A 25,720-nucleotide genomic window follows, 5' to 3' on the forward strand; every position below is an offset into this window, starting at 1 on the left:
GTGACGGCCGACGGCGACCTAGCAGGCGCACCGGCCGGGCGCCGCCGCCGGTTCCGGTGGGTCAAGTGGGTGCTCGGCGTGGTGGTCCTCGCGCTGCTCGTCGGCGAAGGCGTGTACCTGTGGCCCCGCCTGCACGAATCGTGGCGCACGCTCACCGAGATCCACTGGGGTTGGTTGATCGGCTGCATCGTCCTGCAGGCCTTCTCGATGAGCGGTTTCGGCCGAGTACAGAAGCAGCTGCTGCACGCCGGTGGGGTGGACGTCAGCCAGGGGAAATCGGTATCGGTGGTCTACGGCGCGACCGCGATGTCGCTGACGCTGCCCGCCGGCCAGGTCTTCTCCACCGCCTTCACCTACCGCCAGACCCGCCGCTGGGGTGCGAGCCCGATCGTCGCGTCCTGGCAACTGGTCTTCTCGGGCGTGGTGGCCGCCGCCGGGCTGGCCCTGCTCGGGATCGGCGGTGCGGCGCTGGTCGGGCAGGGAATCGGGTTCAAATTCGTCGTCTCGCTGGTGGTGCTCGGGCTGGTCCTGTTCACCGGCAACTATCTCGCCCGCCATCCCGGCACGCTCGAGGCCATGCTGCGGCGGGTGCTCGCGCTGGTCAACCGGTTGCGCAAGAAGTCGGCCGATCACGGCATCGCCAAGCTAGCTGAGATCCGGGCACAGCTCGAGTCGGTCGATCTGGGGAAGAAGGACGCGGCGCTGGTCGGGGTGTGGGCGCTGGTGCACCGGTTCGCCGACGTGGCGTGTCTCGGCGCCGCCTGTTATGCGGTCGGCGCTGATCCGAAGTTGTCCGGGCTGCTCATCGCGTTCGCGGCGGGCAAGGCGGTGGGGTCCATTCCGTTCGCGCCTGGCGGCATCGTCTACGTGGACGCGACGCTGATCTACGGTCTCACCGCGGGCGCGGGGCTGCCCGCCGCGCAGGCCGTCGCGGCCGCGTTCGTCTACCGGCTGGTGAGCTTCATCCTGGTCGCCGTCGTCGGCTGGATCGTCTTCGCGTTCCTGTTCCGCACCCCGCAGGCCGACGATGAAGAGTACGAACAAGAATTCAAGCAGCACCGGCGCATCTGATCATCGCAGTGCGCGAATGGCCGCCCGCCAACCCAACAGGAACAGCGCGAGCACACTGGCCGCGACGATCATGAAACTCAGTGCCACACCCTGACCGCTGATGGCGCGCAAGACCATCCCGCCGACGAGGGTGCTGGCCCAGATCAGGATTCCGCTGGGCCACAACGCCGTCGCGTCGAACCGCGTGTTCCGCGCGATGAACACCGCTAACACCCAACCGAGAATCAGCCCTAACCCGAAGGGCCACACCGTTTTCAGCAGACCGGCGATGACGGCTTCGTCGTGACTACGCCTACCGATCGCACAGAAAACAATCACCAACACAGCATCGATACCGAACGGCGCGTATCTCTTCACGGACGTAGCGTAACCGTTGTTGATCTAGATCGAGACCGAGTCGATACCCACTGACCAGTGTGCATTCATCGAAACCGGTCGTCACGGCTCCGGCGTGGCCAGCGATTTCAGCAAGACGGCCGCGAGTCGTGAAGTGGCGTCACCACTGTCGACATCGGCGATGTGCACCGCGAAGACCAGATCGCCCATCGTCGCCAGCAGCCACCCGTCGGCGCCGCCCGTCGCGGCGAAGGCGGTGATATCGCGGAACCCGCGCAGCGCGGCGGTTTCCGGCTTGCCGATGCCCTCGTGCATCATGGCGCGCAAGCGGTCGACCGCGGGCTGCGGCAGCGCGGGGACCGGCGTATCGGTGGTGCCCGGCTTGCCCGCCTCGATCATCGGGGGCGCCACCGAGCCACGCGAAATGGCCGCCGCGGCGATCGCCATCCCGAAGGGGCTGACCTGCACCGCATCGGATCCCGCACCCTGACGCACCTGCTCGGTGCTACGCCCTGGCGCGCTGATCCGCCCGGTCACCTCGTCGAGCCCGGCCACCTTGAAGTCGACGCCGACACCCAGCGCAGTGGCGGCCTCGGCGGCTTCCTGCACCGTCACGTCCTGCGGCGGCTTGTTCTTCGTTGCCGCGGCGACCGCACGGAACAGTTCCATCGTGCCGCCCGCCGGGAACAGCCCGGTGAAGGCGATCGGGCCCTTCTCGGTGGCGTAGGAGTTCTGCGCGACCGCGACGACCGCGCCGGTCGAGGGCTGGATGGCCACGACCGTGGCCGCTGTGCCGGCGCTCACCACCGCGTCCTCGGCGGCGCGCTGCAATCGCTGATCCATCGTCGCGGCGATATCCGGCCCCGCTGGCCCCTGATATCCGGCCACCTGATCGACGAACCTGCCGTCGGCTTCGAAGATCTGCACACCCCAGCCCGCGGTCGCCTCGAGACTGTCCTGCCATACCTCGCGCAGCGCGTCGAGCATCGGCGAGCGGGTGCGCCGGTCGGCCGAGATCAGCTTCGGCTGCTTCTCCATCACCACGCCCGGCACCCTGGCCATCCGCGGTTCCAGGATCGCGAAATCCCCGTCACGCAGGTTCACCGCGATGATCGGCTTGCCCTGCGAGGCCGCCAACTGCTGCATCAGCGACGCTCCGGTGATCAGCGGCGCAACCGGTTCGATGGCCTCGGCCAGTGCGTTGGTGGTGCCGACGAGATCGCCGGTGCGGCTCGGGTCGATCTTGATGACGTTGAGCGTCTGCTCGGTCATCAGCGTGTCGCCCGGCAGGTCGACGACCTTCGGCGGCGGCTTCGCGGTCGTGCGTACGAGCTTGACGGTGCGATTGTTCTCCAGCTGCGGCATCACCACCGCGGGCTCCCAGGAGATCCGCCAGCCGATGGCGAGCTTGCGGACGGTGCCCTGCAGTGTGTAGGTCCAGTCCTTCTTCTCACCGAAGTTCCATGCGACTTCCATGCTGAAGATCGCCGACTGCGGATCGAGGTCGATGACCTGTGATGCCTCGTAGTCGACGGTGCCGGACTGCAGGCCTTCGAACATTTGCTTGATGGTTGCCGAAGCGGCGGCGGGGTACGAGGTCAGGTCGGCGGCTTTGCTGTAGTCCTGATCGTCGAGGAGATCGGTGAACCGCTGGACCACCGTCTCCGACTCGCTCGTCTTCCCACCCACTCCGCACGAGCACAGTGCCATGGCGAGGGTCGCAACCCCCGCGATCGCCATTGCGCCGCGGATGCGAAAGCGGCGGGATCCCCACACATCCATATCGCCCACTCTTCACTCTTGCCACTTCGGTAACTGATCCACCGTACCCGAAGTTGACCCGTCTCCAATGCCCCGGTAGGTCGGGACACTGCCCGACCGATACACCTCGATTGTGCCGGAAATCTCGCCCCGATGAGGACAGGATTTCCCACCTCGCCCAGTAAGCGGCAACAACTGCTGTGTCAACCGTACCTATAGCTACACCGGGTCGTGCGGATCTCGCATTTGTCCGGCGATTCAACGCGGGGTACCCAGGGCTACTGGCCGTCAACCCCAGTGGCATCGACCTCGCGAACCGAAAATAATCCGTTCACCAAGGGCGGAATCCCCGGACTCGATATCGGCGTAATCTTGTAATCAACGCAACGTGCGTAAGAGAGATAGCAGGTGATGTCCATGCGGAACGCTCATCGCGAACGCGGATTCGGCCGACCCGGCGGTTGGCAGCAAGCCGACCTCCCCGATCCCGCCGACGCCCCCGATTGGTTCGCCGGACGATTGCCCGCCGACTGGTTCACCGGTTCGTTGGAGATCGAGATCGACCGCGACGAGATCGTCGTGGTCGGCGAACTCCCCGTCTCCGACGACGCGAGCACCGCCACCAAGGAAGGCGCCCTCGCCCGCTTCCGCGAGTCGACCCGGCCCGCGCGCATGCAGATCGCCGACGAGGCCCAGCGCCGTTACGGCCGCAGCGTCGCCTGGGGCGTGCGAGTGGACGGCGAACGAGTCGTGTTCACCCACCTGGCCGTCCCCGTCATGACCCGCCTGCGCCAGCCCGAACGCCAGGTCCTCGACACCCTCATCGACGCAGGCGTAGCCCGCTCCCGCGCCGACGCCCTGGCCTGGACCGTCAAACTCGCAGGCAAACACGCCGAAACCTGGCTGGCCGAACTCCGCGAAGCCATGCGCAAAGTAGACGACCTCCGCTCAGAAGGCCCCACGGGTCTGTGACCTAAGGTGGCCTGCATGGGAAGTGTGCAGGCCACTGGTCCGATTCTGGTCATCAACGGGCCGAACCTGAACATGCTCGGCACCCGGCAGCCCGAGATCTACGGCGCCGACACCCTCGACGAGGTCGTCGCCCTGTGCGAGAAGACCGCCGCCCGCTTCGATCGCGAGGTCATCGCCTTCCAGTCCAATCACGAAGGCGCGCTGATCGACCGGATCCAGCAGGCCCGCGGCGAAGTGTCGGCCATCGTCATCAATCCGGGCGGCCTCACCCACACCTCGGTCGCGCTGCGCGACGCGCTGGTGATCCCGGAGGTGCCGATCGTGGAGGTGCACATCAGCAATGTGCACGCGCGCGAGGAGTTCCGGCACCATTCGTACGTCTCCCCCATCGCGACCGCGGTGATCGCCGGCCTCGGCATCCAGGGCTATGCGGCCGCGATCGAATTCTTGAGCAAGGCCTAGCCGAGCCGGAAAACGGGGAAACCCGGTGCGATAGCGATCAATTCGGCATCGGTGGCGTCCTTGGTGACACCGTCGAAGAACTTGCCGACCTCCCAGCCCCACTTCTCCAGGTACAGCCGCAGCAGCGGAACCTTGTCCGCGTCGGCGACCTCGGTGGCGGTGAACTGTTCGGTTTTGCGACCGAGGCGCAGTTCGCCGTCGCCCGCGACGCGCAGATTGCGCACCCACTGCACGTGCCCGCGCGGCGCGACCAGGTAGCGCGCGCCGTCGGCGGCCGTCATCACGTTCACCATGGTCGTGCGCCATTCGCCGCTCTTGCGCCCGCGCACCGCGAGCAGTCGCGAACCCATGATGCTGATCCCGAACTTGGGCAGCAGGTTGGCGATCTTGTTGACGATCGGATCGATACCGGTCGGGGGCAGGTGGCGGGTGGCGTTGTCCATGGGGATCACTCCTAAAACTGTGAGCATTGCTCTCTGTTGAGTACAAGCATGTACCCGCGGCTACGCGAAGTCAAGAGCAGTGCTCACAGTTTCCGAATTGTCCAGTTTCGACGATGTATTGCCGCGATGGAATGTAGTACGTATGCTACATAACATCGAAGGTCGATGACTGGGAGGACTCATGGCTTCGAACAACAACAGTGCTCGAGATGTCGTTCTCGATGTCGCGCAACTACGGATGCGCTACGACGAGACAGACGTCCTGCACGATGTGAGCTTTCAAGCGAAACGCGGGGAAGTGCTCGTCATGCTCGGCCCCAACGGCGCGGGCAAAACCACCACGATCGAGATCCTCGAGGGGTTCCGCAGGAGGTCGGCCGGCAAGGTCGATGTGCTGGGGGCCGATCCCGAACACGGTGACGAATTCTGGCGCGCCCGCATCGGCGTGGTGCTCCAATCGTGGCGCGATCACGCCAAATGGCGAGTGGCCGAACTACTTCGACACCTCGGCTCCTACTACACCCCATACGCCACTGATCGAGTTCAACGACCATGGGACACAGCGGAACTCGTCGGCCTGGTCGGCCTGACCGACCAGGCCGACGCCAAGATCTCCACCCTCTCGGGTGGTCAACGCCGCCGGTTGGACGTGGCGATCGGCATCGTCGGCAGGCCCGAACTGCTGTTCATGGACGAACCGACCGCGGGCTTCGACCCGGCCGCGCGTCGCGACTTCCACGACCTGGTACACCGCTTGGCCGATCTGGACGAGACCACCGTCCTGCTCACCACTCACGACCTGGACGAAGCCGAGAAACTCGCCGACCGGATCCTGATCCTGGCGGGCGGGCGGGTGATCGCCGACGGCTCCCCCGACGAACTGTCCCGGTCGATCGCGGGCGAAGCCCAGGTCAGCTGGACTGTCGACGACCAACGCTTCGTGCACACCACCACCGAGTCCACCAAGTTCGTGCACGAACTGTTCAAACAACACGGCGACTCCATCGGCGACCTCGAGGTACGTCGCGCCTCACTCGAAGACACCTACATGACCCTGGTTCGGCGCGCGGAATCCGATGAGGAAACCGACGCCGTCCACACTCTCGCGGAGGTCACCAAATGAGCGGCACCCGTGCAGGTTTGCACCGCGGTCTCATCGAACTGCGCCAGGCCTACACCAACCCTGTCGACCTGATCGGCCAGTTCCTCACGCCCACCATCACCCTCGGCGTGCTGTTCCTGCTCCGAAACAAGACCTACGGCGACACCGAACTATCCATCGCCGAGTTGGCCGTGCCCGGCATGCTCTCGACCATCATCTCGTTCAACGGCATGTATGCCCTGCTCAACGTCCTGGTACAGGATCGCGAAGACGGCACGTTGTTGCGCGCCAAGGCGGTCCCCAAGGGGATGGTCGGCTATTTCGTCGGCAAGATCGTGACCACGGCGGGCGCTGTCATGGTGCAGCTGGCTATCGTGCTCGGCGTGAGCATGGTGATCATCGGTGGCTTCTCGCTGAGCGGCCCTGGCGCGGTGGCGATCTTCGCGTGGGTGGTCGTCCTCGGTCTACTCGCGGTGTTGCCGTTCGGAGCGATACTCGGCAGCGTGCTCGACGCGCGCACCGGCTTCCTGCTGACCATGCCGCTGATGGGCATCATCGCCATCTCCGGCATCTTCTACCCGATCACCGCCATGCCCGGCTGGTTGCAGGGACTCGCCCAGGTGTTTCCGATCTACTGGCTCGGCCTCGGGATGCGTTCGGCACTACTGCCCGAAGAGGCGGTCGCGATCGAACTCGATCAGTCGTGGCGCCACCTGGAAACCGTTGGGGTGCTGGGTCTGTGGGCAGTGGTCGGCCTGTTGATCGCTCCGTTCATTCTGCGGCGCATGGCGAACCACGAATCCGGGTCCGTGATGGCACAGCGACGGGACAAGGCGATGCAGCGTGCCTTCTGAGGTCATCTACAACCGCATCGCGATGTTGCGTGCCGAGCGCGGCATCTCGCGGCGGGACCTGGCCGAGGCGCTCGGCGTGCACTACCAAACCGTCGGCTACCTCGAGCGGGGCGAATACAGCCCCAGCCTGCACCTCGCCCTGCGACTCGCGGCCTACTTCGAGGTGGCGGTGGAAGTGGTTTTCTCCACCGAACCCTTCCCGAGACTGGGCGCCGAGACCGCGTGAACACCCGAAACCGTCCGGCAGCACAGCGCCGGACGGTTACGGTGTGTCATCCGTGCAGCAACTGAAACGTCGAGGCCGACGTGCCGACGGCTCGCTCCCAGTAGGACGAAACCGATGCGGCCAGCACGGTATCCACGCCGACCGCGGCGCTGGTCTCCACCACATGTCGCGCACCGGCCGCCATCATCCGCAGGTACGCCGGATCGGCCGGACCGCCCTCCTCGGCCATCCCCGCCCACGCGGCGTACAGGTCGCCGACACTGCCCAGTGAGCGCTGGGCGTAGGGCAGGAACCGAGCGATCTCGGAGCCGGACCGGTCGATGATCGCCAGCGCCTGTTCGTAGCCGAGCAGCAGCGGCAGGAACAGGGCGAGCATCGCCTGGTAGTAGACCTGGGCCGCACCCTCATCGGCACCCAGATACTCCGTTGCGGCCAAGGGCCGCAACAACTCCCGCTGCGCCTCGAAGACCGCCGGCGGTCCGCTGTAGAAGATGTACGCCGACGGGCCTGCCAGCTCTTCCGGCTGAGCCATCACCCCACCGGCGAGGAACTCACCACCTCGCGCCCGGACGAACGCCGCGCCTTCCCTGGTCCGCTGCGGCGAATCCGAGGACAAATTGACCACGACTCTGCCGGTCAGATCGATCGAACCGAGAATCGCGTCCATCGCGTCATAGTGGGTCAGGCTGAGCACGACGAGCTCGGCCGACGCCACCGCTTCGGCGGCGGTCTCGGCGCGCTGGGCACCGAGGTCGTCAGCCTTGCCCTGCGTGCGGTTCCAGACCGTCACCTCGAACTCCGCGGCCAGGTAGGTGCGCGCGATCTGCCGGCCCATCGAGCCGAGGCCGATGACGGTAACCGCCTTCGTTCGGTTCGTCATCAGGAGGCTTCGCCACGCATCAACGCGTAGGTCGAAACTGGTTCGCCCGCAGCGTCACTCGCGGTGACTGCCTTGCGCCAGTATGACTGTGACAGGTGTGAGAAGCCCGCGTCGACGCCGACTTCCTCGCTGGCGTCGATGATGTGTTGAGCGCCCGCGACCATCATCTTCAGGCTCGCCACGTCGGCCCAGCCGCCGTTCTGGTTCGCCACGGAGAACTGCTCCATGAAGAACGGGAACGCCTCGCTCGAACGGACCGCGAACGGTACGAACTGGGCGATGTCGTGGCCGGATTTCGCGATCATGGCGGTCGCCTGGTCGAAGGCGAGCAGCCACGGATGGAAGATCGTCAACAGTGCCTGGTAGAAGATCTGCGCGAGGCCGTCGTCGGCGCCGAGGTATTCCTGCGGGCTCAGCGGGCGTAGGAGTTCGGCGTGCGCGTCGAACACCGCCTTCGGGCCGCTGTAGAAGATGTAGGACGCGGGATGGGCGATATCGTCGCCCGCCGACATCACCCCGCCGGAGAAGAATTCGGCGCCGCGCTCGCGGACCCAGGTTGCGCCTGCCCGCGCCTTCTCCGGTGAATCGGAGGACAGGTTGGCGATGACCTTGCCCGGCAGGTGGTCGATCGCCTGGCCGAGCACCTCGTACATGGCGTCGTAGTGGGTCAGGCTGAGGACCGAGACCTCGTTGGCGTCGAGCGCCTCGGCGACGGTGTCGGCGCGTTTGGCACCGAGCGCCACCATCGCGTCGACCTTGGCGGTGCTGCGATTCCACACCGTCACCTCGACGCCTGCCTCGAGGAAGGCCTTGACCATGGATTGACCCATCGGGCCGAGGCCGAGTACGGAAACGGCAGCGGTTTTCTCGGACATGTTGTGGCCCTTCGTTTTTCGATACCGATTGTCGATACTGGTTGGTTCGGCGCCGCTTTTCATAGTGGTCGGCGCGGGTATCGTCGGGAAGACCGAACGTTGGGGTGTGGTTGCTTACCTACAGGTTCGAAAAACGGTCAGAAGGGTGTGGCGACGATGAGTAGTGACGCAGATCACGATGTGTGCGGTATGAGCCTGGCCATCGACGTCGTCGGCGGTAAATGGAAGCTGCACCTGATGTGGGCGCTCGGCGAGGGGCCGCAGCGATTCGGCCAGATCCGGCGGTTGCTCGACGGCGTGAGCGAGAAGGTGCTCGCCGAGAACCTGCGACATCTGGAGAGCACCGGCGTGGTGCACCGCGAGATCTTCCCCGAGATCCCCCCGCGTGTGGAGTACTCGCTCACCCCGCTGGGCGAAACCCTGCGCCTCGCCCTGGAACCACTGGAGAGCTGGGGCAACACACACCGCTCAGAGCTGTCCCCCACCAGCCAGCCGCGGATACCGGAACGGTTGTAACTACAAGTGCTCCATGGCGATTCGCTCGCCGATTCGTTCGAGTAGGTTCGCGGCGGTGCTGATGGAGCGCGCGGGATCGGGCTCGAGGTCGCTGAGCGGATAGCAGGCGGCGAACCCGGCGGCTCGAATCTCACCGGGCGACAACAGGGTTCGGCCCACCGCTGCGATCACCGGCACCCCCGCCTTCTTCGCCGCCGCCGCGACACCGACGGGTGCCTTCCCGTGCATGCTCTGGTGGTCCAGCGAGCCCTCGCCGGTGACGACCAGCGTGGCCTCCTTCACCAGCGTCGTGAAGTCCAGCAGCTCGAGCAAGACATCGATCCCGCTGCGCACCTGCGCACCCAGCACCGCGAGCGTCCCGAATCCGGTACCGCCCGCGGCACCGGCGCCGCCGATCTCGGCATATCCCCTACCCAGCACGGCCGCCCAATTGCTGAGCCCCGCTTCGAGTTTCATCATCTGTCGAGCAGTGGCACCCTTCTGCGGCGCGTACACCGCCACCGAACCGGCAGGCCCGAGCAACGGATTGTCCACATCGCAAGCCAGCGTGAACCGCGCCGTCGCGACCGCCGGATGCAACCCGCCCCGATCCACCGAGGCGACCTGCTCGAGCAGCGCGGCCACATCCGAGCCCCCCGCCAATTCCCGCCCCTGTTTGTCGAGCAGCCGCAATCCGAGCGCCCGCAACAACCCTGACCCACCATCGGTCGACGCGCTCCCGCCGAGTCCGATCACGATCTCGCGGGCCCCCGCGTCGAGCGCGTGCCCGATCACCACCCCCAACCCGAATGTGTCGGCGCGCATCGGATCCAGCCGTCCACCGGGCAACTTCACCAACCCGACCGCCACCGCCAACTCCACCACCGCGGTCTCCCCCCGCACCGCGTACACCGCCGTCGAGTCCTCCCCCGTAGGCCCGGGCGCCGCCACCTCCACCCGAGTCCACCCCGCCGACACGAAAGCCTCGACCATCCCGTCCCCGCCGTCGGCCACCGGCACACACCGCACCCGCGCCCTCGGCGCCCGCCGCGTAATCCCTCTGGCCAGCGCCGCGGCGACCTCGGGCGCGGTCAACGACCCCTTGAACTTGTCGGGGGCAAGCACGACGAGCGTTCCACCGGTCATCTTTCCGCCTCTCTGTTCCGCCTCTGGCGCGATGTCAGCGTGTCGCATCGAGCTCGACCGTTCACTCTCGGTCTCACGTCGAGTGCGCGGCGGCTCGGAGGTGGTGAGGGAGTTTCCCATGTTCTCACTTGCTCAGTGGGTTGTCCCACTGAACACGGTAGCGTCAGTGTATGGCGACCGAGGTCCGCAACAACACCGCGCTCGAGCGGTTCGAACTCACCACCGACGGTCACCCCGCCGGCTACATCGAATACCAGGACACCGGCGACGAACGCGCCCTCGTCCACACCGAGATCTACCCCGATTTCGAAGGCCGCGGAATGGCGAATGCCCTGGTCAAGGCGGCACTGGACGCCAGCCGCGACGAAGGCTTCGCCATCTTGCCGATGTGCCCGGTGGTCCAGCATTTCATCACCACTCACCCCGACTACATCGCCTACGTTCCGCAGCGAGCCAGGGAATTGTTCGGACTGCCTCAGTAGTGCGCGACGGCCCCGTCGACAGCCAGTTGCAGCTCTTCCCTGACGAGCCTGGCGATGTCGGCGGGCCGCTGCGGCAGTTCGAGGATCGGCGCCCGGAAGTGCGCGCTCCCCGACACGACCTCGGCCGCGGTCGGTCCGACACCAGCCGCATAGGTCCCGTAGTTCATCCCCATCGCCACCAGCGCGGGTGGCGCGTTCAGCTTGGCCGCACGAAACGCGATGTGCCCGATCCCGCTACCGACCGCCTGCACCTTGGTGTGATCTACCTCATTGCACGTCCCCTCGGGGAAGATCGCGAGGTGATCACCGGCGGCCAACCGCTGCGCGCACACATCCATCATTCGCTGACCTGCGGCATTGACCGCCCTGATCCCGTGATCCTTGCCGCGGAACACCGGAATCCCACCCATCATGTCCACCTTGCGCCGCTGCTCGGGATCGACGAACAGCTCGTCCTTGGCCAGCACCCGAACCCGCCCGATCTTCGAGCGCAACGGCGAGCGCCACGCCGTCGCCGCGACCGTGTACGGGTCGCTGGTCGAGAGGTGGTTGATCGCGTAGATCACCGGCCGACCGCTGCGGATCAGTGCCTTCAACTGCTGTTTCGCACTCTCGGCGAAGGTCACGCGTGGCCGGAACCGCCGGCCGAGCACCGCGTACGAGGCCAGCGCCTTCCACCTGTTCTGCTGATGCCGCAAGTAGTAGTCGTACACGGCGTCATAGTCGTCGAGCAGGACTTCGGGCGAATGCATAGCGCGACACTACCGGGCGATCCGCGGGGTTCGCGGGAACGGAAATTCCGGTTTCGATCCGCTCCGCGGGGAGCGCGCACCGCCGATCGAATGCGATGATGACTCGGTGGCAGGCGGAGACGACCCGGACGAGCGCCGGACTCGCGACGGGCACGGCGACGATCGGCGGCGCGGTCAGCCCGCGGTGAGTGTTCGCGCGGGCAACCTGCTGGTGTCCGCGATCGATTTGGTGGAACCTACTTTCCGGCGCACCGTCGTCTATGTGATCGAGCACAACGACGCGGGCAGTCTCGGCGTGGTGTTGAACCGGCCGAGCGAAACCCCGGTGGTCGATGTGCTGCCCGCTTGGGCCGATCTGGCCGCGACACCGACGGATCTCTACATCGGCGGCCCGGTCAAACGCGACGCGGCGCTGTGTCTGGCGGTGCTGCGCGCGGGCGTCGACATTTCCGATATCCGCGGCCTGCGCCGGGTCGACGGCCGGGTGGTGCTGGTGGATCTGGACGCCGACCCCGCCGAGATCGGCCCGCTCGTCGAGAACATCCGGATCTTCGCCGGGTACGCGGGCTGGTCGATGGGCCAGCTCGACGGCGAACTCGACAACGACGACTGGATCGTGGTGTCGGCGCTGCCGTCGGACCCGATCGCCACTGACCGCCATGACCTGTGGGCCGCGGTGCTGCGCCGTCAGCCGTTGCCGCTGGCGCTGCTGGCGACACACCCGATTGAACTCGAACGCAACTGACTCCGTTACTCCTTCAAACGAGCAGGAGTGATGCGATGAATTACGACGAGCAGTGATCAGGGCCGCCGATGAACGATGGTCGCGACGAATTGATGCGCGCGCTCTACGCCGAGCACGCACCCGCACTGTGGCGTTTCACCCTCGGGCTGGTGCGCGATCCCGGCCGCGCCGAGGACATCGTGCAGGAGACGCTGCTGCGCGCCTGGCAACGCCCCGCCGTGCTCGAACAGACCGAAACCTCACCCCGGGCATGGTTGTTCACCGTGGCTCGTAATCTCGCGGTCGACGAATATCGCAGCGCCAGGCACCGGCGCGAGTTCGGCACCGACACCCCGCCGGAGCAGGTGAGTCCCGACCAATCCGATCGGGCACTCGACGGCTGGCTGGTCGCCGACGCGCTGAGCACGCTGAGCCCGGATCATCGCGAGGTGATCGTGCGGGCCTACTATCGCGGCCTCGGCACCGCCCAGATCGCCGACGAACTGGACATCCCGCCGGGGACGGTGAAATCGCGCCTGCACTACGGCATGCGCGCCATGCGACTGGCGTTACAGGAGATGGGGGTGACGAACCGATGACCGACCTCGCCGACGAGTACAGCACCTGGGACGCTGCCTATGTCCTCGGTTCGCTCGGTGCCGCCGAGCGGCGCGAATACGAAACGCACCTGCTCGATTGCCCGCACTGCCAGCAGGCGGTCGCCGAACTGTCCGGGATGCCGGGCATGCTCGGCCTGGTCGACCGCGATACCGCGCTGTCGATGATCGAATCGCCCGAACCGGTTCCACCGCAGGTCCCCGACCTGATCCCGGCACTGGCCGCGGCCGCCGAACGGCGCAGGAAGCGGCGGCGCTGGGTGAGTGTCGGCAGCGCGGTTGCTGTCGCGGCAGCCGCGGTGGCGATCGCTGTTCCGGTGACGATGTCGGTGGCCCGCTCGGAGACGCCGACCGAGCAGATCGTCGCGGAGCAGCAGATGCAGGCGGTGGAGCAGACGCCGGTGAGCGCGCAGGTGAAGCTGGTCCGCGACGGTGACCGCACGCGCCTGGTGATGACCTGCCGCTACGCACCGAGCTCCTACGGCTCCGGCTACACCCGCACGTACGGCCTGGTCGTGACCGCGGGTGAGCAGCGGCTCGAACTCGACCAGTGGCCCGCGGGCCCCGGCACCGAGCTGACGGTGGATCGCACCATCGACGCCCCGCCGGATTCGATCAGCAAGGTGGAGATCACCTCCATCGATTCCGGCAAGACAGTGCTGGTCGCTCAGGTCTGAACGCGAAACGGTCCGGTCTCCTGATGGGAGACCGGACCGTTTGCGCGACAGGTTACTTCGCCTGCTTGCGGAAGATCGACTTCGACCAGAGGAAGCCACCGCCTGCGATTACAGCGCACCAAGCCAGCGAGACCCAGCCGTTCGCGCCGATCTCGGTACCCATCAGCAGGCCGCGCAGCGTCTCGGTGATGGGTGTGAAGGGCTGGTACTCGGCGAACTGACGCATACCGACCGGCATCGTGTCGGTGGCGACCAGACCGCTACCGAGGAAGGGCAGCAGCACGATGGGAAACGGTGCGTTGCTGGCACTTTCGGGAGTGGGCGAGAGCAGGCCGAGGGCGATGGCGAGCCAGGTGAAGGCGAACGTCACCAGTGCGAGCAGCCCGAACGCGCCGACCCACTCGACGACGTTCGCGTTGGGCCGGAAGCCGACCAGCATCGCGACGGCGGTCATCGCGACAACCCCCGCCATCGCCTGGATTAGCGCCCCGAGCACATGCCCGGTGAGCACCGACGACTGCGAAATCGCCATCACCCGAAACCGATTCACGATCCCCTTGCTCGCGTCGGTGGCGATGGAGACCGCTACCGACACCGTGAGATACGCAGGCAACAGCAACATCATGCCCGGCGCCAGGTAGTCGATATAGCTACCACCAGAGGACTTTTCGAGCGCGCCGCCGAAGACGTACTTGAACACGAGCATCAACACGATCGGCATGATGATGATGCTGAAGGTCATGCTGGGGTAGCGCTTGACGTGAATCATGTTGCGCCGCAACATCGTCATCGTGTCGGCGAAGGCGTAGGACTTGGACTTGGTCAAAGTGGTCATCGCAGTGACTCCTGCTCGGTGGTGGCGCGGCTGTTTACATTGGGCATGCTCGGGCGGCCTGCGTGGTCACGCTCCGCTTCCGCCTCCGGCCGCTGACCGCTCATGCCGGTGAGGGTGAGGAAGACGTCGTCGAGGTTCGGGGTGTGCACGGAAATGCCACCCGCTTCGATGTTTTCGGCATCGAGGAGGTCGAGCACAGCGCGCAGTGACCGCACGCCGCCGTCGCTCGGCACGGCGAGGGTCAGCCCGTCGGTGCCCTCCACGACCTTCGCCGTCGAGCCGAACGCACGCTGGGCGGCGGCCACGTCGGGCTGATCGGTGAAGTCGATGCGGATGTGGCCGCCGGGGATCAGTCGCTTCAGCTCTGCCGCGGTGCCTTCCGCGACGATGCGACCGTTGTCGAGCACCGCGATGCGGTCCGCCAGGTGGTCGGCCTCCTCGAGGTACTGGGTGGTGAGGAAGACGGTGACGCCGAGGTCGTCGACCAGGCCGCGGATGATCTCCCAGATGGAGCGGCGACTGCGCGGGTCGAGGCCGGTGGTCGGTTCGTCGAGGAAGATCACCCGCGGACTGCCGACCAGCGTCATCGCCAGATCGAGCCTGCGGGTCATGCCGCCGGAGTAGGTGCTCGCCGGCTTGTCGGCGGCCTCGACCAGATCGAAGCGGGCGAGCAATTCGTCTGCCAGAGCGCGGGTTTCGCGGCGCGGTAGATGGTTCAGGTCACCCATCATCTGCAGGTTCTCCCGGCCGGTCAGCAGCTCGTCGACCGCGGCGAACTGCCCGGTGACGCCGATCAGCTCGCGCACTCCGCCTCGATCGTCGGCCACATCGTGGCCGCCCACGGTGCACTGCCCGCCGTCGGCGGCGATCAAGGTGGTGAGGATCTGCACGGTGGTGGTCTTACCCGCGCCGTTGGGGCCGAGCAGGGAGAAGACGGTGCCCTCGGCGACGGTGATGTCGATGCCGTCGAGAACTGTTTTGTCGCCGTAGGCCTTGTGGAGACCGCGTGCGGTGATGGCCGAGTTGACCATGATCGTCCCTTTCAGAGTATGCATTCATGCCTGCGCATATGTGCATGTGTTATCGACACAGCCCCCAGGGGCTGCGGTAGGTGTGTTCGGTGTGTGGTTGTCGGTCGAGGAGTTAGATGTCGAGTTCCTCGATCTGCGGGTGCGCGGTGATGTCTTCGACCTTGCGGTAGAGCTTGTCGGGCACGCGATCCTTCAGGTCTTTCAGATCGTCGAGGATCTCGTAGGTGTAGTCGCCCCAGTCCCACGGCCGGTCACCGATGCCGAACATGCGGCGCCAGTATTTCCAGTCCTTCATCTCGCCCGCGGCATCTCCGGTCGGATATTCCGACCACAGCGCCGAGTGCGTGTGGAGCACGAGCTTGCCCTTGCGGCTGCGGTAGACCTGCTGGTGCAGCACCTGCTTGTCACCGACATCGCGCCATTCGCCCAGCAGCACGCCCTGGAAGCGCACCTGCCGGACACCGTCGCGACCCACCTGCAGGACGACCTCCTCGAAGCCGGCCTCACGGCCTTCTTCCAGCTCGATGAGCCTGCGCAGCGCGCTGACCACGGTGCTGGAGAGGTTCCCGCCGACGAGCTCCTGAGCCCGCTGGAACACCGGGAGATCGTCGTCGGCTACGTAGATCGTCTTGTTGGGCATGAACTCACTATACGTATAAGTGTACGTACACACAAGGGGTGGTTTTCGCCCACCCTCTGAACTCCCCCTCGGTGCGCCTCGTAGTTCCCGGTAGACGCGGTGAACAGCCCGTCGAGTTTCGTCGCGCAGATGGAGGGCCGATGCCGGACAGAGTGGTGGACTACCTGGTGAGGACGGTAGCCGACCGAGGAATCACCCAGATCTTCGGTGTCGACGGCGCCAATATCGAGGATCTGTACGACGCGATCTTCGATGCGGGTGGTTCACCTGCCGGGATCGTCGCCAAGCACGAGTTCTCCGCGGCGACGATGGCCGACGGGTACGCGCGCAGCACCGGCGGGATGGGTGTCGTCGCCGCCACTTCGGGCGGTGGTGCCATGAATCTTGTTGCTGGACTTGCCGAGTCGTTCACCTCGCGGGTACCGGTGCTGGCATTGATCGGACAGCCGCCGACCGGTATCGAAGGGTTCGGCGCCTTTCAGGATTCGAGCGGGCTGGCCGAATCCATCGACGCGGCAGCGCTGTTCGCGACGGTGAGCCGGTATTGCGCTCGGGTCACCGACCCCGCCGAACTGCCCGCGCAGCTCGAGGCAGCGATCGCGGCTGCGCACGATGGTGGGCCCGCGGTGTTGCTGATTCCGAAAGATGTTCAACAGCAGGTGATGCCGGTGCGCCTGACTACGTCGACAGATTTCGACTCGAGCACTGCAACCGACAGCGCAGGTCCGGCCGACAACGTGGGCCTGGAATCTGTCGAACGTTGCGCTCACGCCGAGGTCTCCACCCACACCATCGCCGCTGAACTCGCCGACGCCCGGCGCATCGGCAAGGTGGTGATCATCGCCGGTGATCAGATCGCTCGCGACGATGCCCGCGCCGAACTCGCCGAACTGGTCGCGGTGCTCGATGCCGCCATCGGCTTGGCCCCCGACGCCAAGGACGTGTACTCCAATACCGGCCCCGGCTACTGCGGCGTCGCGGGCAGCATGGGTCATGCCGAGCTGGTCGAGGCCCTGTCGGCGGCGAGTGCCTGCTTGCTCGTCGGCACCCGGCTGCCGGTGACCGCCCGCGCCGGACTCGATACCGCCCTCGCCGACCTGCCGGTACTCAGCATCGGCGCCCTGCCGCCCTACGTTGCGGCAACTCACGCCACCGGTGCCGATCTCGCCGCGACGATCACCACCATGCTGGCCGGAATCGGCGCGGGCCCGACAACAACCGCAAGGTCGGCCGAGCCCACCCCGATGACCGTGCCCGAAGCCGGGGGCCCCGGCCTGCGCTATCGCACGGTCGTCGAGGCGATCCAACGCGCACTGCCCGATGGCGCCGACATTTTCGCCGATGCGGGTAACACCGGCGCCTCGGTGGTGCATTACCTACGGGTACCCGAGCGCGGGCGTTTCACGGTCGCACTCGGGATGGGCGGCATGGGTTACGCCTTCGGCGCGGGTATCGGTTCCGCGTTCGCCCGCCGCGCCGCACCCGACGGCCCACACCGCACCGTTGTCATCGCCGGCGACGGCTCGTTCTTCATGCACGGCATGGAGATTCACACCGCCATCGAGCACGACCTGCCCATCACCTTCGTGGTGTTCAACAACAACGCACACGCCATGTGTGTCACCCGGGAACAGCTCTACTACCGGGATCGCTACAGCTTCAACCGTTTTCAGCACTCACATCTGGGAGCAGGCGTCGCGGCCATGTTCCCAGGACTTGCCGCCCGCACCGTGTCCGAACCCGACCGGTTGTTCGACAGCTTGACCCACAGCTTCGCCACCCCCGGCCCGTCCTTTCTCGAAATCCTCTGCGACCCCGACGAAGTCCCGCCGTTTCTGCCCTTCTTGTCAGCCCTCGAATCCAGGAGCACCCTGTGACCACCAGCGCCCTGCCAGCCCTGTCCGACATTCCCGAAGCGGTGGTGCCCGGCGTCATCCGCATCGAGACCTCGGACCGGGAGACCACCACGCCGATCATCATGGACATGCTGCGTTCGGTGTATCCGCACGACCAGGTCTTCGGCGACTACTGCCCCGTGCAGACCTACATCGCCGCCCCGCCGCGCGAGGTGTACGAGTACCTCGCCGACACCCGCTCGCTCGAGGAATGGACCTACAGCCTGCGCGGATTCACCGAAACCGACGAGCCCGGCCTGTGGCTGGCCTACGACCGCCTCGGTGACGCAACCAAGTGTTTCACCCGCACCGTCGCCCATGCCGACGCGATGACCGTCGACTATCACTGCGCGTGGGACCAGTCCGAGCACCTCTGGATGATCTACCTGATGCGGGTGGTCGACGCCCAGGTGGTGTTCAACAAGCCCGGTTCGGTAGTGACCTGGGTCAACTGCAAACACCCCTTCTACGACGAAAACGGTTATCCCGAAACAGCTCCGCCGAAGCGGCCCGTCTGGGTCGGCGATTTCTGGGAGATGTTCTCCGCCGGACATCAGCTGGAGCTGGACAACCTCAAAGCCATTTGTGAATACCGCGCGGCCAACGGGCTGCCGATCAAGCCGGAGTGGATGCAGTGAATATGCCGCAGGTGAGTCTGGTCGATGTCGCGAGCTATCTGCCCGGCGACCCGGTCCCGACCGAATACTTCACCCAGTTCTCCCGTTCGGAGCGGATGGCGAAGAACGTGATGTTCCGTTCGCCGACCGGCCGCCATCACATCGGCCGCGACGAAACCGCCGTCGACATGGCCGAGAAGGCGTTCGAGGCGCTGCGGAGCCGCCACGGCGCCGACCTCGCCGCCGAGATCGACATCATCATCACCCACACCCAGCTGCCCGATAATCCGGTACTCGGCGCGGGTCCTGAGCTGGCTCGTCGGCTGGGTGCGCATCCGTCGCAGGTCTTGGATGTGCACAACAGCGGGTGCGCGGCGTTCGTCCAGATGATGGCGATGGCCAGGATGATGATGGCCACCAGCGACGCGAAGACCGCGCTGATCGTCGCCGCGCAGAATTGCGCGGGACCGGTGTTCACCCAGCCCGATATCCGGAAACTGGCGCAGGCGCCGGTGCCAGGTGACGGCTGCGGAATCGGCCTGCTGCGCAAGGATGATTCGGGGCCGATCCTCGATATCGAAACCCGCACATATCCCGAATTCGCCGGTGACATGGACTTTTCCACGAACGGTCCGCGTAAGTACTGGGAGCCGGGCGAGGGTCAGGGCTGTGTGAGCTTCTCCGAATCCAAGATCACCAAGGTGTTCGCCCGCGGCAATCGACTCGTGCCCGAGGTGGCGCAAGCGGTGTGTGCGCGGATCGGGGTGAAGAGCAGCGATATCGACACCTTCGTCACCAATCAGCCGAACCGGCTGTTCCTGCGCAACTGGCACGACGCGCTGGAACTGCCCGCCGAACGCCATCCCGATACTTTCGATCAGTGCGGAAACCTTTTCGCCGCAGGAATTCCCGTGACGCTCGATGCGGAGAACCGGGCAGGCCGGTTGCGCAACGGGTCGGTGGTGTTGCTGTCGGCGTTCGCGCACGCGGGCGACTTCGCCGGCGCGGCGGCCATTCGCTGGGGCGCCGCGCGATGAGTCTGCAACTGGTGGAACCGACGATTCCCTCCCGTCAGTTCCACACCACGGCAACACCCACGCTGTTCGACCTCGGTCTCAGCGAAAATCCCTTTCCTCCACTGCCTTCCGTTCTCGCGGCGGTGACCACCGCACTGACCCAGACCAACCGGTATCCGGAGTTCCTTCCGGAAGAACTGCCGCGCGTCATCGCCGACCACCTCGGGGTCTCACCCGACAACGTGGTGGTCGGCGCCGGGGCCACCGGTGTCGCGATGCAGGTGATGCGGGCGCTCGATGGGGGTGAACTGCTCACCAGCACACCGACTTTCGACGGGTACCCGATCATGGGAGCCCAGGCCGGGATGACGCTCGTCCCGGTCCCCCTTGATCGCGCGGGCAACCAGGATCTGACCGCCATGCGCCGCTCGGTGAACCGGCGGACCTCCCTGGTCGTGCTGTGCCGCCCGCACAACCCCACCGGCACGGTCCTCGACATCGCGGCCGTCGGATCCTTCCTCGCCGCGATCCCGCGCCGCGTACCCGTCCTCCTCGACGAGGCCTACGTCGAATTCCTCGCCCCGACAGACCGACTCGATATCCGCACGCTGCTCCACCGCTACCCGAACCTGCTGATCCTGCGCACCTTCTCGAAGGCCTACGGACTGGCAGGCCTGCGCATCGGTTACTGCGTCGGCCGCGGAAAGCTGATCGAACGAATCCGCCACCAGCAACTGCCCTTCGGTATCCCCACCACCTCGGTCGCCGCGGTCCGCGCCGCCTATGCCGCCCCCACCGAACTCCACGACCGTGTCGACACCATCAACCGCGAACGAGAAATCCTCCGAATGTCTCTGCGCGCCTGTGGAATCGATGTCCCCCGCAGCCACGCGAACTTCCTCTATCTGCCCGGCCCCGGCGTAGCCACCGCCCTGCGCCGCGCCGGCATCAAAGCAAAGGCCTATCCCGACGGCAGCGCCCGCATCGCGGTCGGCGACCCAGCCGCGGGCCGAGCCGTCCACACCGCCCTCGCCAACCTGCGCTGACCAATTCCTGACCCGGTGCTCACCGGGTCACCACGACCGGGACCTGGACCCTCCACCAGGTCCCGGTCCTCCGCGGCTCAGCAGCCTCCGCCGCCGCCACCACATCCGCCACCGCCGCCTCCGCAGCTGCTACCGCCGCCAAAACTGCTTCCGCCACCACCGCTGTCACCGGTGCCGTAAGTGCCCGCGGAAGCGGCCCCACCCGCGGCCCAACCGCGATTGCGGCGGCCGCCAGCGTGCATTCGGCGTTGTCCGGACGTGAGGTTGAGGCGCACAGCACCGGTCACGATGAAGCCCAGCGAGACCATCATGATCAGGACGCCGGGTAGCGGTTCGAACGCACCGATGAGCAATCCGAGAAACAACAGCCCAAGTCCGAGCCCGAGTACCTTCATGATTTCCCCAATTCAGTCGATATAACTCAGCAGCTACTACTGCCACCACCGCAACTGCTACTACTGCCACCACCACAGCTACTGCTCGACCCGGAGTCGCAGCTCCCCGACCAGCTGCTACCGCTGTCGCTACTACTGCTTCCGGACCAGCCGGTACTGACCGAACTCCAACTGCTCAAGCCCGAGTTGTATCCCCGCTGTCGGTTTCGAGCCCGCGCCAGATCCCGTGCGTGTCGATTCACCACGATCCGGGCGCGCCTTTCCGCTCGCCCCGCAGGATCAGAGGTCTGTTGAACAATCGCCAGAATGACCATGACAGGCACGGTCACGATCCCCACTACGCCGAGCATTCCGACAACGAGCGCGAGGATTGTGGTGACCACATCGCTGATACTCATGGACCCTCCTACCTGAACCGGTATGTCGAGGCCGACCGTAACCGCGCGGGCTTGCAATTCCCTTGTGACTCAGCCGCGGTCAGTGATCAGTCGCCGCCGCCGCCCCCACAACCGCCGCCCCCACAGCTGCTGCTGCCACCACTACAGCCGCCGCCACCGTGTCCACCGCTGCTGTTGCTCCCACCACCGCCGCCGTGCGTCTGCCCGCCGCCGTCACCGAACCAGCTGGCCCCGGCCTCGGACGCGCCGACAGCCCACCACCGCTTCGACTTCCTGGAACCGCCGGGATCGCGAACGATCAGCACGCCGCCGACCGCGATGGTGAGCACCCCGACGACGACCACGACGATCCCGATGATCGCTGAATAGCTGGTAATGATCGCGCCGATCAATGCGAGCACGAGCCCCGCCCCGACAATCTTCATGATGCCCCCCGGTCAAGGTCCTGCCTCCAGTTTTACCGGACCGCAGAACCTGCCGCCAGGGGGTTAATTCGCGGGGGCGCAGGTGTCGCGGAGGGAGCAACCGCCGCAGGAGGAGCCGCAGCCGCCGACGGGCGCGGGGGGCAGGAGGGGTTCGACTGTGCGGGCGGCGGCGTTGGCGCCTGCCCCGAGGGTGAAGACCGCGATCACGGCCACCAGCGCGGCTACGCCGAGACCTGCGAGACCGCCTGCCACCAGCACGACCAGTCCGCCGGCGAACAGCAGTGCGCCCGCGCCGACGGAGGTGGGTGCGGCGATGCGGTTGGCGATCCGGAAATTGTCGTCACTGTGCAGCGCGGCTTCGGTGGTGACACCGAGGAAGCGGTTGCGGGGCAGTTTGCCGAGCAGTCCGAGCACGCCGGTCACGATGGCGACCGCGGCCAGCGCGAACAACAGGAGAGCGACGACGACCATTCATGCAGGCTAGCGCACCCGGGAAAGGCTGAAATCAGGGCTCCCGCCGAGCGTGACCGGCCACACACCACCTGCGGGGCCCACAAGACCCGGCGGCACGTTCTCGGCCCTTGGGAAATCGCCTCGCACCGACGTTCTACGCTGTTAGACGATGTTTACCGGGGATCGGCGAGAACAAGAAGGCAGGACCGTGCAGGACACTCGTGCAACCGAGACTGACGTACCTCAGCACCGGTACAACGCCGAGCTGGCTGGGCGGATCGAGCGCCGCTGGCAGCAGAACTGGACCGAGCGTGGCACGTTCAACGCGCCCAACCCGGTCGGTCCGCTCGCCGGCGAGACGCCGCCGGACAAGCTGTTCATCCAGGACATGTTCCCGTTCCCTTCGGGCGCGGGCCTGCACGTCGGTCACCCGCTCGGCTATATCGCCACCGACGTGTTCGGCCGCTACCACCGCATGCGTGGCCGCAACGTGCTGCACGCGCTGGGTTACGACGCCTTCGGCCTGCCCGCCGAGCAGTACGCCGTGCAGACCGGCGCGCACCCGCGGGTGACCACCGAGGCCAATATCGCGACGATGCAGCGTCAGCTGGACCGCCTCGGCCTCGGCCACGATCCGCGACGGTCGTTCGCCACCACCGATCCCGAGTACTACCGGTGGACGCAGTGGATCTTCCTGCGCATCTACAACGCCTGGTACGACCAGGAAGCCGGTCGGGCCCGGCCGATCGCGGAGCTGGAATCCCAGTTCACCACCGGCGCGCGTCCGGTTCCCGACGGGGACTGGAACACCATGTCGGCCGCCGAGCGCGGTGCGCTGATCGACTCGTATCGCCTGGTGTACCAGTCGGATTCAATCGTCAACTGGTGCCCCGGACTCGGCACGGTGCTGTCGAACGAAGAGGTTACCGCCGACGGTCGTAGCGAGCGCGGCAACTTCCCCGTGTTCCGTAAGCGCATGTGGCAGTGGATGATGCGCATCACCTCCTACTCCGACCGCCTGGTCGACGACCTGGACACGCTGGACTGGCCGGACAACGTGAAGTCCATGCAGCGCAACTGGATCGGGCGCTCGCGCGGCGCCCAGGTGCGGTTCGACGCCGACGGCGAAACCATCGAGGTGTTCACCACCCGCCCCGACACCCTGTTCGGCGCGACGTACGTCGTGCTGTCCCCCGAACACGAACTGGTCGACAAGCTGACCGCGCAGGCGTGGCCCGCAGGCACCGACGCCCGCTGGACCAACGACAGCGCCACCCCCACGGAAGCTGTTGCCGCATACCGCAAGTCGATCGTGGCGAAGTCGGATCTGGAGCGACAGGAGAACAAGGAGAAGACCGGCGTCTTCCTCGGCTCCTACGCCACCAACCCGGCCGACGGCAAGCAGGTGCCGATCTTCATCGCCGACTACGTGCTGAGCGGTTACGGCACCGGCGCCATCATGGCGGTGCCCGGCCACGACAGCCGCGACTGGGATTTCGCGACCGCCATGAACCTGCCGATCATCGAGGTGATCGACGGCGGGAACGTCGCGGAAGGGGTGCACTCCGGTGACGGAAAACTGGTGAATTCCGGCTTCCTGAACGGCCTTTCGGTCGACGAGGCCAAGGCGACCATCATCGGTCACCTCGAAGCCGATGGCCACGGCACCGGCACCGTCCAGTACAAGCTGCGCGACTGGCTGTTCGCGCGGCAGCGGTACTGGGGCGAGCCGTTCCCGATCGTCTACGACGCCGACGGTGTGGCCCACGCGCTGCCGGAATCCATGCTGCCCGTGGAACTTCCGGAGATGGAAGACTTCGCGCCGGTCACCTTCGACGCCGACGACGCCGACTCCGAGCCCTCCCCGCCGCTGGCCAAGGCCACCGACTGGGTGAACGTCGAACTGGATCTGGGCGACGGGCCAAAGCTGTACCGCCGCGACACCAACGTCATGCCCAACTGGGCCGGATCGTCGTGGTACCAGCTGCGCTACGCCGACCCGACCAACGCCGAGACGTTCTGCGCCGAGGAGAACGAGAAGTACTGGCTCGGCCCGCGCACGGCCGAACACGGCCCGAACGATCCGGGCGGCGTCGACCTCTACGTCGGCGGCGTGGAGCACGCGGTACTGCACCTGCTGTACGCGCGTTTCTGGCAGAAAGTGCTCTTCGACCTGGGCGATGTCTCGGGTAGCGAGCCCTACCGCCGCCTGTACAACCAGGGTTACGTGCAGGGTTACGCCTACACCGACGCCCGTGGCGCGTATGTGCCCGCCGCCGAAGTCGTCGAGCGCGACGCGAAGTTCTTCTGGACCGGCGCCGACGGCGTCGAGAACGAGGTCTTCCAGGAGTACGGCAAGATCGGCAAGTCGCTGAAGAACGCCATCTCGCCCGACGAGATGTGCGACCTCTACGGCGCCGATACCTTCCGCTTCTACGAGATGTCGATGGGTCCGCTGGACACCTCACGCCCGTGGGCGACCAAGGACGTCGTGGGCGCGCACCGCTTCCTGCAGCGCGTCTGGCGCCTGGTGGTCGACGAGGAGACCGGCACGGTGAAGGCCACCGACGCCGCGCCCTCGGACGAAACTCTGCGCCTGGTGCACCGCACCATCGCCGGTGTCGACGACGACCTGGCTGCCCTGCGCGACAACACCGCCGGCGCCAAGCTGATCGAGCTCACCAACCACCTCACCAAGAACTACCCCACCGGCGCCCCCCGCGCCGCGGTGGAACCCCTGGTGCTGATGCTCGCCCCGCTTGCCCCCCACATCGCCGAGGAACTCTGGGAACGCCTGGGCCACAACACATCCCTGGCCCACGGTCCGTTCCCCGCCGCCGACCCCGCGCTGCTGGTCGCGGACTCGGTGGAGTACCCGATTCAGGTAAAGGGCAAGGTACGCAGCCGAATTCAGGTCCCGGCCGACGCCGACCCCGCGTCGATCGAGGCCGCCGCCCTGGCGGATGAGAAGGTCATCGCCCTGCTCGAAGGTCAAGCGCCGCGCAAGATCATCGTGGTGCCGGGGAAGATGGTCAACATCGTCCCCTGATCCGCGCCGCCGTAACCCCGGACGATCCCTGATTTCGCCTCACAT

Annotated in this window: 29 protein-coding genes; 16 read left to right on the forward strand and 13 right to left on the reverse strand. The window is 66.3% G+C overall.

Features of this window, described 5'->3' with window-relative positions; all coding sequences use genetic code 11:
• Window positions 1–1,071: a lysylphosphatidylglycerol synthase transmembrane domain-containing protein gene (locus tag ACLJPD_RS08865; RefSeq protein ID WP_410871369.1), complete on the forward strand. Its 1,071-nt coding sequence runs from the start codon at window positions 1–3 to the stop codon at window positions 1,069–1,071.
• Here the strand turns inward: ACLJPD_RS08865 and ACLJPD_RS08870 are convergent, their stop codons facing one another.
• Both ACLJPD_RS08870 and ACLJPD_RS08875 read right to left on the reverse strand, forming a co-directional pair.
• Window positions 1,072–1,428 carry a DUF3054 domain-containing protein gene (locus ACLJPD_RS08870; protein WP_410871370.1) on the reverse strand — a complete coding sequence of 119 codons (357 nt, stop codon included), beginning with the start codon at window positions 1,426–1,428 and terminating at the stop codon, window positions 1,072–1,074. It lies immediately after the preceding gene.
• Window positions 1,429–1,509: 81 nt separating this feature from the next.
• Window positions 1,510–3,189 (reverse strand): NTF2-like N-terminal transpeptidase domain-containing protein, encoded by a 1,680-nt coding sequence (locus ACLJPD_RS08875; RefSeq protein WP_410871371.1) that lies wholly within the window; start codon window positions 3,187–3,189, stop codon window positions 1,510–1,512.
• A gap of 396 nt (window positions 3,190–3,585) precedes the next feature.
• Here ACLJPD_RS08875 and ACLJPD_RS08880 point away from each other — a divergent pair, with 396 nt between their 5' ends.
• Window positions 3,586–4,140: a hypothetical protein gene (locus ACLJPD_RS08880; RefSeq protein WP_410871372.1), complete on the forward strand. Its 555-nt coding sequence runs from the start codon at window positions 3,586–3,588 to the stop codon at window positions 4,138–4,140.
• A gap of 15 nt (window positions 4,141–4,155) precedes the next feature.
• Window positions 4,156–4,602, forward strand: coding sequence for a type II 3-dehydroquinate dehydratase (aroQ, locus tag ACLJPD_RS08885; RefSeq protein ID WP_410871373.1), 447 nt, complete (start codon window positions 4,156–4,158; stop codon window positions 4,600–4,602).
• Here the strand turns inward: aroQ and ACLJPD_RS08890 are convergent.
• On the reverse strand, window positions 4,599–5,045 hold the full coding sequence (locus ACLJPD_RS08890) for a nitroreductase family deazaflavin-dependent oxidoreductase (RefSeq protein ID WP_410871374.1): 447 nt from the start codon (window positions 5,043–5,045) through the stop codon (window positions 4,599–4,601). The genes aroQ and ACLJPD_RS08890 overlap by 4 nt on opposite strands.
• Before the next feature lie 181 nt (window positions 5,046–5,226).
• Here ACLJPD_RS08890 and ACLJPD_RS08895 point away from each other — a divergent pair, with 181 nt between their 5' ends.
• Genes ACLJPD_RS08895 through ACLJPD_RS08905 form a run of 3 tightly spaced genes read left to right on the forward strand, consistent with a single transcriptional unit; the run spans window position 5,227 to window position 7,227 of the window.
• On the forward strand, window positions 5,227–6,168 hold the full coding sequence (locus ACLJPD_RS08895) for an ABC transporter ATP-binding protein (RefSeq protein WP_410871375.1): 942 nt from the start codon (window positions 5,227–5,229) through the stop codon (window positions 6,166–6,168).
• The gene (locus ACLJPD_RS08900; protein ID WP_410871376.1) at window positions 6,165–7,001 is read left to right on the forward strand and encodes an ABC transporter permease; all 837 of its coding nucleotides are present in this window, start codon (window positions 6,165–6,167) and stop codon (window positions 6,999–7,001) included. The genes ACLJPD_RS08895 and ACLJPD_RS08900 overlap by 4 nt, the downstream gene beginning before the upstream one ends.
• The gene (locus ACLJPD_RS08905; protein ID WP_067455043.1) at window positions 6,991–7,227 is read left to right on the forward strand and encodes a helix-turn-helix transcriptional regulator; all 237 of its coding nucleotides are present in this window, start codon (window positions 6,991–6,993) and stop codon (window positions 7,225–7,227) included. The genes ACLJPD_RS08900 and ACLJPD_RS08905 overlap by 11 nt, the downstream gene beginning before the upstream one ends.
• Window positions 7,228–7,273: 46 nt before the next feature.
• Here ACLJPD_RS08905 and ACLJPD_RS08910 read toward each other — a convergent pair whose 3' ends face one another.
• Both ACLJPD_RS08910 and ACLJPD_RS08915 read right to left on the reverse strand, forming a co-directional pair.
• The gene (locus ACLJPD_RS08910; protein ID WP_410871377.1) at window positions 7,274–8,107 is read right to left on the reverse strand and encodes an NAD(P)-dependent oxidoreductase; all 834 of its coding nucleotides are present in this window, start codon (window positions 8,105–8,107) and stop codon (window positions 7,274–7,276) included.
• A complete protein-coding gene (locus ACLJPD_RS08915; RefSeq protein ID WP_410871378.1) occupies window positions 8,107–8,982 on the reverse strand; it encodes an NAD(P)-dependent oxidoreductase in 876 nt (291 codons plus the stop codon). The genes ACLJPD_RS08910 and ACLJPD_RS08915 overlap by 1 nt, the downstream gene beginning before the upstream one ends.
• A 156-nt stretch (window positions 8,983–9,138) precedes the next feature.
• On the opposite strand from ACLJPD_RS08915, the gene ACLJPD_RS08920 reads away from it, so the two are divergent.
• Window positions 9,139–9,498, forward strand: coding sequence for a winged helix-turn-helix transcriptional regulator (locus tag ACLJPD_RS08920; protein ID WP_410871379.1), 360 nt, complete (start codon window positions 9,139–9,141; stop codon window positions 9,496–9,498).
• On the opposite strand, the gene ACLJPD_RS08925 is transcribed toward ACLJPD_RS08920, so the two are convergent.
• A complete protein-coding gene (locus ACLJPD_RS08925; RefSeq protein WP_410871380.1) occupies window positions 9,499–10,623 on the reverse strand; it encodes a glycerate kinase in 1,125 nt (374 codons plus the stop codon).
• Window positions 10,624–10,793: 170 nt separating this feature from the next.
• Between ACLJPD_RS08925 and ACLJPD_RS08930 the strand changes: the two genes are divergently transcribed.
• Window positions 10,794–11,105, forward strand: a complete 312-nt coding sequence (locus ACLJPD_RS08930) for a GNAT family N-acetyltransferase (RefSeq protein ID WP_410871381.1) — start codon at window positions 10,794–10,796, stop codon at window positions 11,103–11,105.
• Here ACLJPD_RS08930 and ACLJPD_RS08935 read toward each other — a convergent pair.
• Complete coding sequence (locus tag ACLJPD_RS08935) at window positions 11,099–11,857, reverse strand: lysophospholipid acyltransferase family protein (RefSeq protein WP_410871382.1); 759 nt, start codon at window positions 11,855–11,857, stop codon at window positions 11,099–11,101. The genes ACLJPD_RS08930 and ACLJPD_RS08935 overlap by 7 nt on opposite strands.
• 106 nt (window positions 11,858–11,963) lie before the next feature.
• Between ACLJPD_RS08935 and ACLJPD_RS08940 the strand changes: the two genes are divergently transcribed.
• The 3 genes from ACLJPD_RS08940 to ACLJPD_RS08950 all read left to right on the forward strand — a co-directional run bounded on the left by ACLJPD_RS08940 (window position 11,964) and on the right by ACLJPD_RS08950 (window position 13,875).
• Window positions 11,964–12,602 (forward strand): YqgE/AlgH family protein, encoded by a 639-nt coding sequence (locus ACLJPD_RS08940; RefSeq protein ID WP_410871383.1) that lies wholly within the window; start codon window positions 11,964–11,966, stop codon window positions 12,600–12,602.
• A gap of 68 nt (window positions 12,603–12,670) precedes the next feature.
• The gene (locus ACLJPD_RS08945) at window positions 12,671–13,180 is read left to right on the forward strand and encodes a sigma-70 family RNA polymerase sigma factor (protein WP_410871384.1); all 510 of its coding nucleotides are present in this window, start codon (window positions 12,671–12,673) and stop codon (window positions 13,178–13,180) included.
• Window positions 13,177–13,875, forward strand: coding sequence for a zf-HC2 domain-containing protein (locus tag ACLJPD_RS08950; RefSeq protein ID WP_410871385.1), 699 nt, complete (start codon window positions 13,177–13,179; stop codon window positions 13,873–13,875). The genes ACLJPD_RS08945 and ACLJPD_RS08950 overlap by 4 nt, the downstream gene beginning before the upstream one ends.
• Before the next feature lie 52 nt (window positions 13,876–13,927).
• Here ACLJPD_RS08950 and ACLJPD_RS08955 read toward each other — a convergent pair whose 3' ends face one another.
• The 3 genes from ACLJPD_RS08955 to ACLJPD_RS08965 all read right to left on the reverse strand — a co-directional run bounded on the left by ACLJPD_RS08955 (window position 13,928) and on the right by ACLJPD_RS08965 (window position 16,381).
• On the reverse strand, window positions 13,928–14,710 hold the full coding sequence (locus tag ACLJPD_RS08955) for an ABC transporter permease (protein ID WP_410871386.1): 783 nt from the start codon (window positions 14,708–14,710) through the stop codon (window positions 13,928–13,930).
• Window positions 14,707–15,765 (reverse strand): ATP-binding cassette domain-containing protein, encoded by a 1,059-nt coding sequence (locus ACLJPD_RS08960; protein ID WP_410871387.1) that lies wholly within the window; start codon window positions 15,763–15,765, stop codon window positions 14,707–14,709. Before ACLJPD_RS08960 ends, ACLJPD_RS08955 begins: the two co-directional genes overlap by 4 nt.
• 88 nt (window positions 15,766–15,853) lie before the next feature.
• A complete protein-coding gene (locus ACLJPD_RS08965) occupies window positions 15,854–16,381 on the reverse strand; it encodes an EXLDI protein (protein WP_410871388.1) in 528 nt (175 codons plus the stop codon).
• A 140-nt stretch (window positions 16,382–16,521) separates the two neighbouring features.
• Between ACLJPD_RS08965 and ACLJPD_RS08970 the strand changes: the two genes are divergently transcribed.
• The 4 genes from ACLJPD_RS08970 to ACLJPD_RS08985 are packed head-to-tail and all read left to right on the forward strand — an operon-like array spanning window position 16,522 to window position 20,955.
• Window positions 16,522–18,258, forward strand: coding sequence for a thiamine pyrophosphate-binding protein (locus tag ACLJPD_RS08970; protein WP_410871389.1), 1,737 nt, complete (start codon window positions 16,522–16,524; stop codon window positions 18,256–18,258).
• Complete coding sequence (locus ACLJPD_RS08975; RefSeq protein ID WP_410871390.1) at window positions 18,255–18,914, forward strand: SRPBCC family protein; 660 nt, start codon at window positions 18,255–18,257, stop codon at window positions 18,912–18,914. The genes ACLJPD_RS08970 and ACLJPD_RS08975 overlap by 4 nt, the downstream gene beginning before the upstream one ends.
• 2 nt (window positions 18,915–18,916) lie before the next feature.
• On the forward strand, window positions 18,917–19,930 hold the full coding sequence (locus ACLJPD_RS08980; RefSeq protein ID WP_410871973.1) for a 3-oxoacyl-ACP synthase III family protein: 1,014 nt from the start codon (window positions 18,917–18,919) through the stop codon (window positions 19,928–19,930).
• Complete coding sequence (locus tag ACLJPD_RS08985) at window positions 19,927–20,955, forward strand: pyridoxal phosphate-dependent aminotransferase (protein WP_410871391.1); 1,029 nt, start codon at window positions 19,927–19,929, stop codon at window positions 20,953–20,955. Before ACLJPD_RS08980 ends, ACLJPD_RS08985 begins: the two co-directional genes overlap by 4 nt.
• Window positions 20,956–21,032: 77 nt before the next feature.
• On the opposite strand, the gene ACLJPD_RS08990 is transcribed toward ACLJPD_RS08985, so the two are convergent.
• The 3 genes from ACLJPD_RS08990 to ACLJPD_RS09000 all read right to left on the reverse strand — a co-directional run bounded on the left by ACLJPD_RS08990 (window position 21,033) and on the right by ACLJPD_RS09000 (window position 22,644).
• Complete coding sequence (locus ACLJPD_RS08990) at window positions 21,033–21,350, reverse strand: hypothetical protein (protein WP_410871392.1); 318 nt, start codon at window positions 21,348–21,350, stop codon at window positions 21,033–21,035.
• 484 nt (window positions 21,351–21,834) lie between these two features.
• Complete coding sequence (locus ACLJPD_RS08995; protein WP_410871393.1) at window positions 21,835–22,173, reverse strand: hypothetical protein; 339 nt, start codon at window positions 22,171–22,173, stop codon at window positions 21,835–21,837.
• Window positions 22,174–22,236: 63 nt separating this feature from the next.
• Window positions 22,237–22,644: an SdpI family protein gene (locus tag ACLJPD_RS09000; protein ID WP_410871394.1), complete on the reverse strand. Its 408-nt coding sequence runs from the start codon at window positions 22,642–22,644 to the stop codon at window positions 22,237–22,239.
• Window positions 22,645–22,834: 190 nt separating this feature from the next.
• On the opposite strand from ACLJPD_RS09000, the gene leuS reads away from it, so the two are divergent.
• On the forward strand, window positions 22,835–25,675 hold the full coding sequence (gene leuS, locus ACLJPD_RS09005; RefSeq protein ID WP_410871395.1) for a leucine--tRNA ligase: 2,841 nt from the start codon (window positions 22,835–22,837) through the stop codon (window positions 25,673–25,675).
• Window positions 25,676–25,720: the final 45 nt, after the last annotated feature.

Source organism: Nocardia sp. A7, from assembly GCF_046549215.1.
Classification (GTDB): domain Bacteria; phylum Actinomycetota; class Actinomycetes; order Mycobacteriales; family Mycobacteriaceae; genus Nocardia.